Here is a 13,906-nt window from a genome sequence, read left to right as displayed (position 1 = left end):
TCATGGCTGAATTTCTTGACGAGCGCCTACCGGTCGATGTGCGCATGGGGGCCTCCTACGCCGACGATTACGCGGTGGAGATTACCACCACCGCGGGTGGCGCCGAGTATCGGCGGCTGATCCACGGCTTTCCGGCGCGGCGCTTCACGATCAACTACACCTTGCTCCGGGACGACCTGGCCGCCCGGGTGCTGGCGCTCTATCACCGCGCTTATGGGAAGTTCGCCGGTTTCCGCGTGCGCTGCGCCGACGATTTCTCGACCAACGCCCACATCGGCACGCCGACGTCCACCGACTGGGTGCTGCCGAAGATCTGCAGCGGCGTGTATCAGCTGATCAAGGGCTACGGTAACGGCGCGGCCCCGCTCGCCATCGGCCTGCCGTTCCGCAAGCTGACCAAGCCGGTTTCCGGCACGGTGGTCGTTTCCAGGAACGACGTGACGCTGAGTTCCGGCGTGTCGGTCGATTACGCCACTGGCCGGGTGACGGTCACCCCGGCGCCCACCACCGAGGTAATCAAGGGCGGCTGTGAGTTCGACCTGCCGTGTCGCTTCAATTCCTCGATCGAGATTACCGCCTTGAGCAAGTCCATGCGCGATTGCGGTGCGATCGACATCATCGAGTTGCTGCAGCCATGAAATCCGTCGTTGCTGATTACCGCTACCGCACCCAGTGCCTGCGCATCGTTCCGGTCACGGGTAGCCCGATCTATCTGACCGACCATCCTCGCGATCTGGTGATGAGCGGGCACACTTACCTGTCGACGGCCGGCTACCAGTTCACCGGCCAGTCGGCGACCGCCGGCTTCTCGCCGGCGTCGGTCGACATCGAGGGCATTGCCGGAGCCTCCGGGCTGTCGCGCGCGGCCGTCGGCAGCGGCCTGTTCGACGGCGCGCGCTGCTACGTCTTCGCAACCTCCTGGGCAGCGCCGGTCGAGGACCAGGAACCCGTCGTCGCTGGCATCTTCGGCAAGGCGACCCTGCTCGATCACCGCTTCCAGATCGGCGGCGTGTCGTTGATCGACGCGCTCAATCAGAGCGTCGGGCAGACCTATGGCGCGCAGTGCCCGAAGCTGTTCTGTGGGACCGAATACGCCGGCTGTGGCGTATCGCTGGCAGCCAACACCGTAACCGGTACCTTGACCAGCGTGACCAGTGCGTCGGTGTTCACTTCGGCTGCGCGAACGGAAGCAGACGACACCTTCGGCGCGGGCACGATCCAATTCACCAGTGAGCCGAATGCCGGGCTGAAGGGGCTGGAGATCAAGAGTTTCGCGGGTGGGGTGATCACCACCTTCGAGCCGTTCTACTACCTGCCGGTGGCCGGCAACGCCTACAGCATGGTGCGCGGCTGCCGCAAGCGCCTGGCCGATTGCCAGGTCCGCTGGAACGGCTCCGGCATTGTCTCGAACGTGGCGAACTTCGGCGGCTTTCCGTGGATTCCCACCGGCAGCACCTATGCACAGGTCGGACAGGGCGGCTGATGACGGCCGACGACATTCTCGCTGCCGCGCGGCAGTGCCTCGGCACGCCGTTTCGCCACCAGGGGCGGCTGCTCGGTTCTGGTCTGGACTGTGCCGGAGTGGCGATCCACGTCGCACGCCAGATCGGCGTCGGGCATCTCGACGTTTCCGGTTACGGGCGCACGCCGGCCAGCGGCCAGTTGGAGCACTCGCTCGATAGCCAGCCATGTCTGGAGCGCGTCGCAATGGTCGACGACCGGCTTCCCGGTGATCTGCTCTTGATGCGCTTTGCGGGCGACCCGCAGCATCTCGCGATTACCGCCGGCGACACCCTCATCCACGCCTACGAATCGGTAGGCCAGTGCTGCGAGCACCGGCTGTCGAGACTGTGGGCGGCGCGCATCGTGCAGGTCTATCGCTTCCGGGGGATCGAATGAGCAGCGGCGGGCAGGTGGTTGGCGGACTCGTCGGGGCGGTGGCCGGCTTCTTCCTCGCCGGCGGCAGCCCAAGCGGCGCGCTGTACGGTGCGCAAATCGGAATGACGCTCGGCGGCTACCTCGATCCGCCCAAAGGGCCGACCGTCAATGGCCCGCGGCTCAACGACCTGTCAGTCCAGACCAGCACCTACGGTGCGGTCATCCCGCGCGTCTACGGCACGGTGACGGTCAACGGCAACGTTTTCTGGCTGGAGAACAACCGGCTGAAGGAAACGGTCACCCGCAAGAAGTCCGGTGGCAAGGGCGGCGGAGGCAAGACGACCACGCGCACCTACACCTACTCGGCGACCTTTGCTGTCGGCCTGTGCCAGGGGCCGATCGTCGGCGTGCGCCGCATCTGGGTCGGACCGGATCTGATCTACGACGCGGGATCTTCGGACCCCGATACGCTCGCGGCGAGCAACGCGGCGGCCAGCGGTTTCCAGGTCTACCTCGGCACCGACAACCAGGCGGCGGATGCGCGCATGCAGGCGACGCTCGGTGTGGCCAATACGCCGGCCTGGCGCGGGCTCGCCTACCTCGTGTTCTACGACCTGGCTTTGGAGCGCTACGCCAACAGTCTGGCCGGTGCGCAGGTCAAGGTCGAGTTGGTCGAGCAAGGCGTGGTCGGCGGGCCTGCCGACGTGAGCTTCTTTTCTCTGCCGAGTTTGACGTCGCACTCGGGGCCCTTGTGGGATGGGGTTGATTGGTACGGCGTGATCTTGCTCAACACCTCAACCGCGAGGATGGTGACATCGCCGGACATGGTGTCGTGGACTCAAATCGCCACCATGCCCGCGCGGTCATGGTCCCGGATTCTCTATCACCAGGGGGTGTACATCGCCAGCGCGCCGACGACACCTTCGTTCTCTGGCGCAGGCGTCGCCACCTCAAGCGACAAGGTGAACTGGGTGGTTCGCTGGAGTGGGTCATTCGGCCGCTGGACTTTGAAATGGATCGTTCCTGGCAACGGCGGCGTTTTATTCATTGAGGGTCAACAAGGAACGGATGGCAACAGCGCTGCTGGAACACGTTCAGTCCTTCTGGATGTCAATTTCGCGCTCGTGAACTACGGCTGGATTGTTCCGAACTTCGATTGTGCCAATTCGCAACCGTGCCATAACGGCGCGGTATTCATCGTCGGAGGGAATGTGGGGGCCGTGCCGCGGCTCTTCATATCCACCACAGGCGTGGGTACTTGGTCGGAACAAGCCGTCCCGGCTGGCGTTTCCCACATCTACGGGATCTGTGCCTTCGGATCATCGTCGTTGCTGATGGCGGCATTTGAGCAGAGCACCAATACGGGCAAAGTGGCCGTATCGACCGACTCGGGTGTCAGCTGGAGTGCATGGGTCAATCTGCCGCCTTGTCTCGGGGTGGGCGGATGGCGAAATCCGAACTGGAACGGCGCTGAATTCTTCCTCTGCGAACACGGCACCTCGCAATGGGCGACGAGCCCGGACGGCGTGAACTGGGAGGCGCACACGACAACCGTCGGCCTGCCGACCCACCGGCCGGACTCGTTCCAGAAAGGCTGGAACGGGTCGGCCTGGGGCTCCTTCAGCCACGAAGTCGGTGGGGCATTTCTGTTCACCTCGGCGACCAGCGGCATCACGCCGACCGATACGTCGTTGGGCGCCATCGTTTCCGCCGAGTGTCTGAAATCGGCCCTGCTGAGCAGCAGCGACATCGATGTTGCGTCGCTGACTCAATCGGTGCGCGGTTACCGCGTGGGCAGCATCGGCGCGATCCGGGCGGCGCTTGAACCGCTGCAGGCGGCCTGGCCGTTCGACGTGGTTCAGCACGGGTATGTGATCCGCTTTGTTGCCCGCGGAGGGGCGCCGGTCGTCACGATTCCCGCGGCGGACCTGGACGCGCGGGGCGCAGGCGACGAGCCGGGGGTGCAGATCACGACCAGTCGGGAGATGGATTCGCAGCTTCCGCGCCGGGTCACGGTGCAGCATCTGGATTACGACCGGGAGTACAACGCCGGCACGCAGTACGCAGAACGTCTCAATACGGCGGCGATCAACGCCCTGGTGGTGGATCTGCCGATCGTGCTGACGGCGACCGAGGCGGCCGGCAAGGCGGAAGTGCTGCTCTACCTGTACTGGCTGGAACGTTACGACGTTTCCGTCACCCTGCCACCGACGTACAACCCACTCGAACCGGGCGACGTGGTGACGCTGGTCACGCCCGAGGGTGACGTCAGCCTGCGCCTGACGGCGATCCATTACACCAGCGACGCGCGGATTGAGTGCCAGGCGAAATACGCCCGCGCGGCGATCTACACGCCGACTGCGGTCGGGGCCTCGCCGGCGGTCATCGGGACGACGACGGTCACGCCGATTGGCGCCTCGGTGTATGTGCTGATGGACGTGCCGATGATCAGCGCGGCACAGTCCGGCCCGTCGTTCCTGGTGGCGATGACCGGCACACTGGCGGGGTGGCGAGGCGGCGTGCTGATGCAGTCGACCGATGCCGGCAGCACCTGGACGACTCTGCAGGACTTCGGGCCACCGGGCTCGGCGCTGGGGATCTGCACGAATAGCATCGGCGAGGTCGAGCCGCGGATGATCGACAACGCCAGCCTGCTTAATGTGACCTTGACGCAAGGCGCGCTCGACAGCGTGACACAACTCGCCCTGCTCGGCGGCGCGAACCACTTCGCGTACGGGGCGGACGGGCGCTGGGAGATCATCGCGGCGCAGACTTGTACGCTGGTGAGCGGCACGAGCTATGTGCTGCAGAACCTGCTGCGCGGGCGGTTCGGCAGCGAATGGGCGATGGGGCTGCACGCGGTCGGTGATGCGCTGGTGCTGCTCGACACCGCCGATGTCGCAGCGATCGCGACGAGCTCCGGGGCGATCGGCCTGTCGTACCTGTATCGCGGCGTGACCGTCGATCGGGACATCAGCACCGACGCCAACCGGGCCTTTGCGTACCAGGGGATCAATCTCAAGCCGCTGTCGCCGATCGCGCTGACCGGAAACCGGGACCATTCGAGCAATGATTGGTCGTTGTCCTGGATTCGGCGCACGCGCGACGGCGGCGAGTGGCGGGACCACGTCGATGCGTCGCTCGCCGAGGCATCCGAGTCGTATGCCATCGACGTTTACGCCGACGGCAGCTATGCGACGGTCAAGCGGACGATCACGGCGAGCGCTCCGTCCTGCGTCTACACCAGCATCGACCAGGTCAGCGACTTCGGCGCCAACCAGGCGACGCTGTATCTCAAGCTCACTCAGATCTCGGCCACCGTTGGTCGGGGATATCCGCTCACCACGTCCATCACGAGGTAGACCATGGCCAGCAGCACCACCCATCTGGATCTCATCGCGCAATCGCAGTCCTCCAAGGAAGTGACGGCCAACGCGCTGTTCGATGCCGGCAGCCCGGCGACTCTGTTCGGGCGGCGCGCCAGCTTGTGCTCCGGCCTCAACTGGTTCTACTACGGCGGCGTCATGATGGTCGATGGCGTGCTGACCGCGATTGCCAACAACACGGCGGCGCTGGTACTTTCGCCGAGCACGACGAATTACATCGAGGCGACGCGCGCGGGCGTGGTGTCGAGGAATACCGTGGGCTTCACCGGCGGATCGATTCCGCTCTACACCGCCGTCACCGGCACCGCCACGGTCACGAGCGACACCGATCAGCGCGCGTGGGTCGCGCCGGCGTACCTGCCCGGCAGGGCGAGTGTCGCGGTGACAGCGGCTGACGTAACGCTGACGGCAGCGGACGCGCGATGTCGCTACCTGACCACTACCGGCGTGCTCACGGGCAACCGCAGCGTGATCGTTCCGGATAGCTGGGAGGGCATCGTCTACTGCAGCAACAGCGGTGCGTTTGCGATGACGTTCAAGACAGCAGCGGGAAGCGGCGTGGTGGTGGCGCAGGGAAAACGTGCGCTGCTGCTGGCCGATGGGACCAATGTCGTTCGCGTGACGCCGGATACATAATTTTCGTCGCGCCGGTCGATACCGGCCATGCACGATGCACCACCTTGAATACACCCCGTTTCATCACCCGACCGCCGAAGGCTAACGCCTTTGGCGGTCTTCTTTGCATTGGAGAAACATCGTGCCGGAACCAACCAGTAGTGGCGTCGCCGGGGCTGCGGCATTCAAGGCCGCCGGAGGTGCGGCGGCAGGCGGAGCACTGCTGTCGGCCATCGTCGTGATGCTGATGACGCCGCCGCGCTCGACGCGCGAGTGGGCGGTGGGATTGATCAGCACCGTCGTCACCGGAATCGGCGGCGGTGCGATCGCCGTCCAGTATTTCCGGTTGCAGGAGTGGGTGGATTCGGTGACCGGCCTCGTAGCGCTCGGCGGCTTGATCTTCGGCTGCGGCCTACCAGGGTGGGCGATCGTGCGCTGAGTCTTCAACTTCATCGAGAAGAACCGCGATGCCGGAATCGATGAGGTGGCCAAGGAAGTGAAGGAGGCAAGGGAGTAAATCTATATTGCGGCGAGTAGCCATTGAGCGAGTCTGGTGGTCCATACCTTGCGACTGCACCGAAGTGACGTTGGCGTTACGTACGACTCGAGACCGTTCGGCTGAAATTGGCGACTTTGGTGCTAAGCTCCACTTCATGCCAATCGACTCAAGCCGCCGAGCCGCCGTTCATCTCCCTCTACGCACGGTGGCGTTAGCAAAGACGTCGCGAGGCCGCTCCCTATCCCGTTTGCTCGTCACACCAGACCTAACCGTCGCACAGCCGAGATCGCGAAATGGCAAAATTTCTGAACACCAGTGCTACCAACTACTTCCTCGAAGAACTCATCAAGGGCGCCAAAGACCGGCTCATCCTGATCAGCCCGTTTCTGAAACTCAATGATCGCATCAAGGAACTCCTCGCAGACAAGAACCGCTTAAAAATTGACGTACGTATTGTCTATGGCAAGAGTGAACTCCAGCCTGAGGAAATCAACTGGCTGAAGGGTCTGACCTACATTCGCACGAGTTTCTGCAAGAACCTCCATGCCAAGTGCTACTTGAACGAGGAGCTTTGCATCATCGCCAGCCTCAATCTCTACGAGTTCAGCCAAGTCAACAACAACGAAATGGGCGTGCTGATTCGCCGCACCGACGACGCCGAGCTCTACAAAGACGCCTACGAGGAAGCGCAACGCATCATTCGTATCAGCGAAGAGGTTCGCATTTCTCTGGAACGAGTATCGAGTGAGACCGAAAGCAAGACCGAGATGGAGGACACGTCAGCCGAAAAACTGACCACTTCGAAGCTTGCCAAACGATTGGGAATGAAAACCAACGAGCTTACGGAAAAGTTCGTGCAATCCGGCTTGTTGGAGTCGCGGGAAGGAAAGCATTACCTCACTGACAAGGGCAAAGAAGTCGGCGGTGAGTTCCGAATGAGTCCCAAGTTCGGTCCGTTCTTCCTCTGGCCGGATACTCTCCAACCGTGACAGCCAACAGGAACTGCAAAAAGGCTTTCCGGGCAACGAGGTAGCGGCGGTGGTTGAGGGAGAAGGCAAACTACGCGGCTAATGCGATCACCTTGATGAGGAATGCATATCCAAGAGGCTCGCCTCGAGCTTGAGCGACGCTCCGAACTTTGGATCCTTAGCGCGGAGTTGGTGGGTTACAAGAGGCGACGCAAAAACGACAATGCAATATTTTCCGAGCACCTTTCAGTCGAGCAGATCGCCGCGCATCTCGGGGTCGCGGGACTCGATTTATCGATGGATCGACAGTAAAGGCCTTCCGGCGCACAGGCTTGGGCGGCTGTGGAAGTTCAAGATTTCCGAAGGGGATGGCTGGGTACGTGCCACTTGTGCCGACGACAGAAAAGATCAGCCCGGAGGCGGCAGGCCATGAACAATAGATTGGGGGATATCTCTTGAGTCAGGAAGGGCAACTCCTCGACCAGAAGTCCTTGCGAGCAGTGACCGGCAAGACGGCAGACTGGAACGAAATCGCCAAGGATTGCATTGCCTTTGCCAATGCAACGGGCGGTCGGCTACTGCTGGGCATCGAGGACGGGCAGGATGCGCCGCCAGCCGGTCAACAGATCCCCGCCGACCTGCCCGACACCGTGCGGCGCAAGCTGGCCGAGCGCACCGTCAACCTTGCAGTGCTGGCCGATGTCGTCACCGCCCCCAATGGCGGCCAGTACATCGAGTTGCGCGTTCCCCGGGCCATGGCCGTGGCCTCCACCACTGACGGCAGGTATTTCCTGCGCGTGGCCGATCAGAGCAAGCCCGTCACAGGCGACGACGTGATGCGACTGGCCAGCGAGCGTTCCGCGCTACCGTGGGATACGCAGACCACCCTGCATTTTCCGCGCGTCGAGGCGGATGCCGCCAAGCGCGACAAGCTGCTGCAGGCTTTGCGCGCCTCTGAACGTGTCAAAGCCTCTGTCAAGGAAAAGACCGACGACGAGCTGCTCGACCACTATCAGCTCGCGCGGGGGCACGACCTCACCAACTTGGGCGTGCTGTGCCTTGGCCGCCAGCATCACCGCGCCCAACTGACCACGGCACCGGTCATCCAGTTCATCAAGTACGACGAGCGCGGCCAGAAGGTCAACAAGCTGGTGTGGGACGACCACACGCAGAGCCCGATGGAGCTGATCGAGGCAGTCTGGCTGGAGGTGCCGGATTTCCGCGAGCGGTACGAACTACCCGATGGCCTGTACCGCCAAAACGTGCCCGCCTTCGACGAAATCGTGGTGCGTGAGCTCCTGGTCAACGCACTGGTGCACCGCCCCTACACCCAGCGCGGCGACATCTTCCTGAATCTGCACCCGGACCGACTGGAGGTGGTCAACCCCGGCCCGCTGCCACTGGGTGTCACGCCGCAGAACGTGCTGCACACCACCGTGCGCCGAAACGAGCACCTGGCCCGTCTGTTCCACGACCTGAAGCTGATGGAACGTGAAGGCAGTGGCTTCGACAAGATCTTCGAGGTGCTGCTGTCGCAAGGCCGCCCCGCACCGGAGCTGATCGAAACGCACGATCGCGTGCAGGTCACCGTACGCCGCCGCATCCTGAAGCCCGAGGTCATCGACTTCATCGCCAAGGCAGATCAGACCTACCAGCTCGCCCAGCGCGAGCGTATCGCTCTGGGCCTGCTGGCCCAGCACGACGCACTGACCGCCCGCGAGCTGGCAACCACCCTCGAACTGCCATCGGTCGAAGCACTCCAGCCCTGGCTCAAGCGCCTGCTGGACTGGCATCTGGTGCAGAGCGCCGGCCGCACCCAGGCCACGCGCTATTTTGTTGATTCAGGCCTGCTGCGCAGCCTCAAGTTCACCGGCGAGACCACTCTCAAGCGCATCGAGCCGCATCGTTTGGCGGCGCTGGTGCTTGAAGACCTGCAGCGTTACCCCGAATCCGCAATCAGCGACATCCATAGACGCGTTGGCGGGGAGATCCACCCCAAGCAAGTCAAACGCGCGCTGGAAGACTTGATCGGGCGGGGGGCGGTGCGCTTCGAAGGCAACTACCGCTGGCGGCGGTACTGGGCGGTGTCATGAACCGGCTATCGGACAACTTGCGCCATATCGGCGATAGCTGGGCGATAGCCGGTGGGCGATACGCCGGCGCTGGCTCCATCAATCAAAGAGTTGTATTGCCCTTGCACCGTGCGTCGTGGGCGATAGACCCGTACGGGGTGCAGGAGGAACACTCATGACGCCGGAAACCAAGGCACGCCAGCAGATTGACCAGAAGCTGGGGCAAGCCGGCTGGTTCATCCAGGACATGAAGCAGCTCAATTTGGCGGCAGGCCTGGGCGTGGCCGTGCGCGAATACCCCACCGACAGTGGCCCGGCCGACTACGTGCTGTTCGTCAACCGCCGTGCGGTGGGCGTGATCGAAGCCAAGAAGGACAGCGCGGGCGAAAACCTGACCGTGGCGGAAGCTCAGACCGAGCGCTACGCCACCGCCAATCTCAAATGGCGCAAGGACAACACGCCCCTGCGCTTCCTGTTCGAGGCCACTGGCCAGATCATCCGCTTCACCGACAACGCCGACCCCGCGCCTCGTTCGCGCGAAATCTTCCACTTCTTTAAGCCAGAAACCCTGGACGCCTGGCTGGCGCAGCCTGACACCCTGCGCCGGCGCTTGGCCGAGCAAATGCCCGTGCTGCCTGAAAGGAACCTGCGCGACTGCCAGATCAGCGCCGTCACCGGGCTGGAGAGGTCTCTTGCGCTGGACAAACCCCACGCCCTCGTGCACATGGCCACCGGCGCTGGCAAGACCTTCACCGCCATCACCTCGGTCTATCGCCTGCTCAAGTTCGGCGGCGCCAAGCGCATCCTGTTTCTGGTCGATACCCGCAACCTCGGCAAACAGGCGCATCAGGAATTCATGGCCTACACACCGCCGGATGATGGCCGCAAGTTCACCGAGCTCTACAACGTGCAGCGGTTGGCCTCACCCAACATCGACCCGCACTCGCAGGTGTGCATCAGCACCATCCAGCGCATGTACTCCATCCTGAGCGGCGAGCCGATTGACGAATCGGCCGAAGACGTGTCGCTCAGCGAAGTGCAGCAAACCGCCAAACAGGAAAAGTTCGTCCGCTACAACCCGGCCGTGCCGGTGGAAACCTTCGACTTCATCATCATCGACGAGTGCCACCGCAGCATCTACAACCTGTGGAAGCAGGTGCTCGACTACTTCGATGCCAGCCTGATCGGCCTCACCGCCACGCCCGACAAGCGCACCTTCGGCTTCTTCAACGAGAACATCGTCGCCGAATACACCTACGAGCAGTCGGTGGCCGATGGCGTCAACGTCGGCTACGACGTGTATGAGATCGAAACCGAAATCACCCAGAAAGGCGCCGAGCTCAAGGCCAAGGAATGGGTGGACCACCGTGACCGCCAAACCCGCAAGAAGCGCTGGGGTGAAACCGAAGAAGACACGGCTTACACCGGGAAGGAGCTGGACCGCTCGGTGGTCAACGTGAGCCAGATCCGCAAAGTGATCCAGGCCATGAAAACCGCCGTGGAAACGCAGATCTTCCCGACGCGCAAAGAGACGCCCAAGACCCTGATCTTTGCCAAGACCGACAGCCACGCCGACGACATCATCAACATCCTGCGCGAGGTCTACGGTCAAGGGAATGCCTTCTGCAAGAAGGTCACTTACCGCGCCGAAGAAGACGCCGAAAGCATCCTCAGCAGCTTTCGCAACGACTACAACCCGCGCATTGCCGTCACCGTGGACATGATCGCCACCGGCACCGACGTCAAGCCACTGGAAGTGCTGCTCTTCATGCGAGACGTGCGCAGCAGGGGCTACTACGAGCAAATGAAGGGCCGAGGCGTGCGCAGCCTGGATGGCGACAGCCTCAAGCGCGTCAGCAACAGCGCAGAAGGCGCCAAGACGCGCTTCGTGCTGATCGACGCCGTGGGCGTGGAGAAATCCCTCAAGACTGAAAGCCGCCCGTTGGAGAAGAAGCCCGGCGTGGCGCTGAAAGACCTGTTGCAAGGCGTGGCGATGGGCAGCCGCGACGACGACACCGTGCTCTCGCTCGCCAATCGCCTGCTGCGTCTGGCCAAACAACTGGACGACAAGGCGCAGGTGCGCATCGAAAAGGCCAGCGGTGGTATTCCCATGGCTGAACTGGGCAAGGGTCTGATTGCCGCGCTGAACCCCGACGCCATCGTGCAAGCCGCGCTGGCCACCGCCAGGGCCAAGGGCATCACCCGCAGTGAAGACACCCTCCTGCCGGAAGAGATTGAAGCCGCCCGCGCCGAACGCGTGGCCGCCGCCTGCGCGCCCTTCGACCAGCCCGCGTTGCGTGACGAGATCGAAAGCGCCCGCCGCGAGCGCGAGCAACTCATCGACCACATCAACCTGGATCAGGTGACCTTCTCCGGATTTTCCGAACAGGCCGAAGCGCAGGCGAAAGCGGTAATTCAAAGCTTTGCCGACTATTTGAAGCAGCACAAGGACGAAATCGCCGCACTGGACTTTTTCTACCAGCAGCCCTACCAGCGCCGAACACTCACCTTCGACATGATCGAAGACCTGCACGAGCGCCTGAGCAAGCCGCCACTGATGCTCACCACCGAACGCCTATGGAATGCCTACGCCCGCGTGCGGGCCACCCAAGTGAAAGGCAGCGACAGCAAACGCCAGCTCACCGATCTGGTGTCACTAGTGCGCTTCGCCCTGGGGTTGGACGGTGAGCTCAAACCCTTCGCCGACGAAGTGGACAAGCGCTTCCAAGCCTGGATCTTCCGCCACAACGCCCAGCGCGGCACTGCCTTCGCGCCGGAGCAGACTGAGTGGCTGCGCCTGATGAAAGAGCACATCGCCAGCAGTTGCAGTATCAGCCGCGACGACTTTGATTACGCCGAATTGGCCGACAAGGGCGGGTTGCAGAAGGCTTGGGGGCTGTTTGGCAAGGAGCTGGATGGGCTCATGAAGGAGATGAGTGAGGAGTTGGTGGCGTGAGTGATTTGCCGAATGGATGGATTCCAGCAACCCTTGAAGATATTGCAACTTGGTCGTCTGGTGGTACTCCGTCAAGATCGAATCCTGCGTATTACTCAGGGACGGTTCCGTGGTTCAAAACCGGCGAGCTTGGGCCTCGTATCCTCTACCGCTCAGAAGAACACATCTCCGATGAAGCCGTCTCTGAGTCAAGCGCAAAGGTCTTTCCGAAGGGCTCCGTTGCGATTGCGATGTATGGCGCAACAATAGGCAAGACTTCCATTTTCGGAATCGATGCTGCAACCAATCAAGCTTGTGCTGTAGGTGTTCCCGAGGCAACCAGTGCGGAATTTCTCTATTACTTTCTGGTGTCGCAGGAAAAAGGGTTCGTGGATGCTGGAAAAGGTGGCGCCCAGCCCAACATTTCCCAAGGGATCGTAAAGGCATGGCCTATTTCTTTGCCACCTCGTGCAGAACAAACCCGCATCGTCGCCAAACTCGAAGAACTGCTCTCCGACCTCGATGCCGGCGTGGCCGAACTCGAGCTCGCACAGAAGAAGCTGGCGAAATACCGCCAATCGCTGATGAAAGCTGCCGTGGAAGGCGCGCTCACCGCCGAATGGCGAACACATCACAAGCCAGCAGAAACCGGTGCGCAACTGCTGGAGCGCATCCTCACCGAACGCCGCACCCGCTGGGAAGCCAAGCAAATCCTCAAGTTCAAGGAGCAAGGCAAAACCCCGCCCAAAGACTGGCAGAAGAAATACCCCGAGCCGGTGCGACCGGATACCACCGACTTACCAGACTTGCCGGAGCGGTGGGTGTGGGCGAGCATTGAGCAGATCGCATCCGACGAGCGATACAGCCTTTCGATAGGCCCATTTGGCAGCAACCTCAAAGTTCCGGACTACCGCGATTCTGGTGTGCCTCTGGTCTTCGTTCGCAATATTCGGTCAGGTAAATACGGCGGAGGGCACACCAAGTATGTAACCTCAGAGAAAGCCATTGAGTTGAGTGCTCACATTGTTACCGCAGGCGATGTATTGGTCACAAAAATGGGTGAACCACCCGGAGACGCAAACGTTTACCCGGACGACCAACCTCCCGCAATCATCACGGCTGACTGCATCAAAATTCGATGCTGGCCTGACCTGATGAGCCCAGTTTTCTTGAAGTCGGTAGTCAATTCGAACATTGGCAAGCGTCAAATTGAACCAATGACACAGGGTGTAGCGCAGAAAAAAGTCAGCCTTGGTCGATTCAGCAGCCTTGCCGTCCCTGTTCCGCCGGCTGTAGAGCAGGCATTGATTGTTCGGTTGGTCAACGAAGCGGACCGCGATGCTGCAGAGCAAATCACAGCTATCGAGCTTTCCCTCAAACAATCCACCGCCCAACGCAAGAACATCCTGCGTACCGCCTTCGCCGGCCAACTGGTGCCGCAAGACCCGAACGATGAACCCGCCAGCGTGCTGCTCGAACGTATCCGCGCTGAGCGAAACGCATCAGCCTACGCGAAAAACTCGCGCGGGCGCCGCAGACTTCATGAGGTCTGA

Annotated in this window: 10 protein-coding genes and 1 pseudogene; all 11 read left to right on the top strand. The window is 62.1% G+C overall.

What is annotated here, in order from left to right; all coding sequences use genetic code 11:
• The first annotated feature begins 2 nt into the window (after positions 1-2).
• Positions 3-638 (top strand): DUF2460 domain-containing protein, encoded by a 636-nt coding sequence (locus QZ613_RS00560; protein ID WP_043567542.1) that lies wholly within the window; start codon positions 3-5, stop codon positions 636-638.
• Positions 635-1,483: a DUF2163 domain-containing protein gene (locus tag QZ613_RS00555; protein ID WP_043567543.1), complete on the top strand. Its 849-nt coding sequence runs from the start codon at positions 635-637 to the stop codon at positions 1,481-1,483. The genes QZ613_RS00560 and QZ613_RS00555 overlap by 4 nt, the downstream gene beginning before the upstream one ends.
• Complete coding sequence (locus QZ613_RS00550; RefSeq protein WP_043567544.1) at positions 1,483-1,899, top strand: NlpC/P60 family protein; 417 nt, start codon at positions 1,483-1,485, stop codon at positions 1,897-1,899. The genes QZ613_RS00555 and QZ613_RS00550 overlap by 1 nt, the downstream gene beginning before the upstream one ends.
• Positions 1,896-5,240, top strand: coding sequence for a phage tail protein (locus tag QZ613_RS00545; RefSeq protein ID WP_043567546.1), 3,345 nt, complete (start codon positions 1,896-1,898; stop codon positions 5,238-5,240). Before QZ613_RS00550 ends, QZ613_RS00545 begins: the two co-directional genes overlap by 4 nt.
• Before the next feature lie 3 nt (positions 5,241-5,243).
• Positions 5,244-5,900, top strand: coding sequence for a hypothetical protein (locus QZ613_RS00540; protein ID WP_291865175.1), 657 nt, complete (start codon positions 5,244-5,246; stop codon positions 5,898-5,900).
• A gap of 121 nt (positions 5,901-6,021) precedes the next feature.
• Entirely contained in the window at positions 6,022-6,318 is a 297-nt protein-coding gene (locus tag QZ613_RS00535) for a hypothetical protein (protein ID WP_291865172.1), read from the top strand.
• 353 nt (positions 6,319-6,671) lie between these two features.
• The gene (locus tag QZ613_RS00530; RefSeq protein ID WP_043567549.1) at positions 6,672-7,367 is read left to right on the top strand and encodes a phospholipase D family protein; all 696 of its coding nucleotides are present in this window, start codon (positions 6,672-6,674) and stop codon (positions 7,365-7,367) included.
• A gap of 207 nt (positions 7,368-7,574) precedes the next feature.
• Positions 7,575-7,779: pseudogene (locus QZ613_RS00525) on the top strand (helix-turn-helix domain-containing protein).
• 22 nt (positions 7,780-7,801) lie between these two features.
• Positions 7,802-9,439: an ATP-binding protein gene (locus QZ613_RS00520; RefSeq protein ID WP_043567551.1), complete on the top strand. Its 1,638-nt coding sequence runs from the start codon at positions 7,802-7,804 to the stop codon at positions 9,437-9,439.
• 154 nt (positions 9,440-9,593) lie between these two features.
• Entirely contained in the window at positions 9,594-12,374 is a 2,781-nt protein-coding gene (locus tag QZ613_RS00515) for a type I restriction-modification enzyme R subunit C-terminal domain-containing protein (protein ID WP_043567553.1), read from the top strand.
• Entirely contained in the window at positions 12,371-13,906 is a 1,536-nt protein-coding gene (locus QZ613_RS00510) for a restriction endonuclease subunit S (RefSeq protein WP_291865166.1), read from the top strand. The genes QZ613_RS00515 and QZ613_RS00510 overlap by 4 nt, the downstream gene beginning before the upstream one ends.

Origin of the sequence: Candidatus Accumulibacter sp. ACC005, assembly GCF_907163215.1 — a bacterium.
Lineage (GTDB): Bacteria > Pseudomonadota > Gammaproteobacteria > Burkholderiales > Rhodocyclaceae > Accumulibacter > Accumulibacter regalis.
This window is presented reverse-complemented; position numbering and strand designations above follow the sequence as displayed.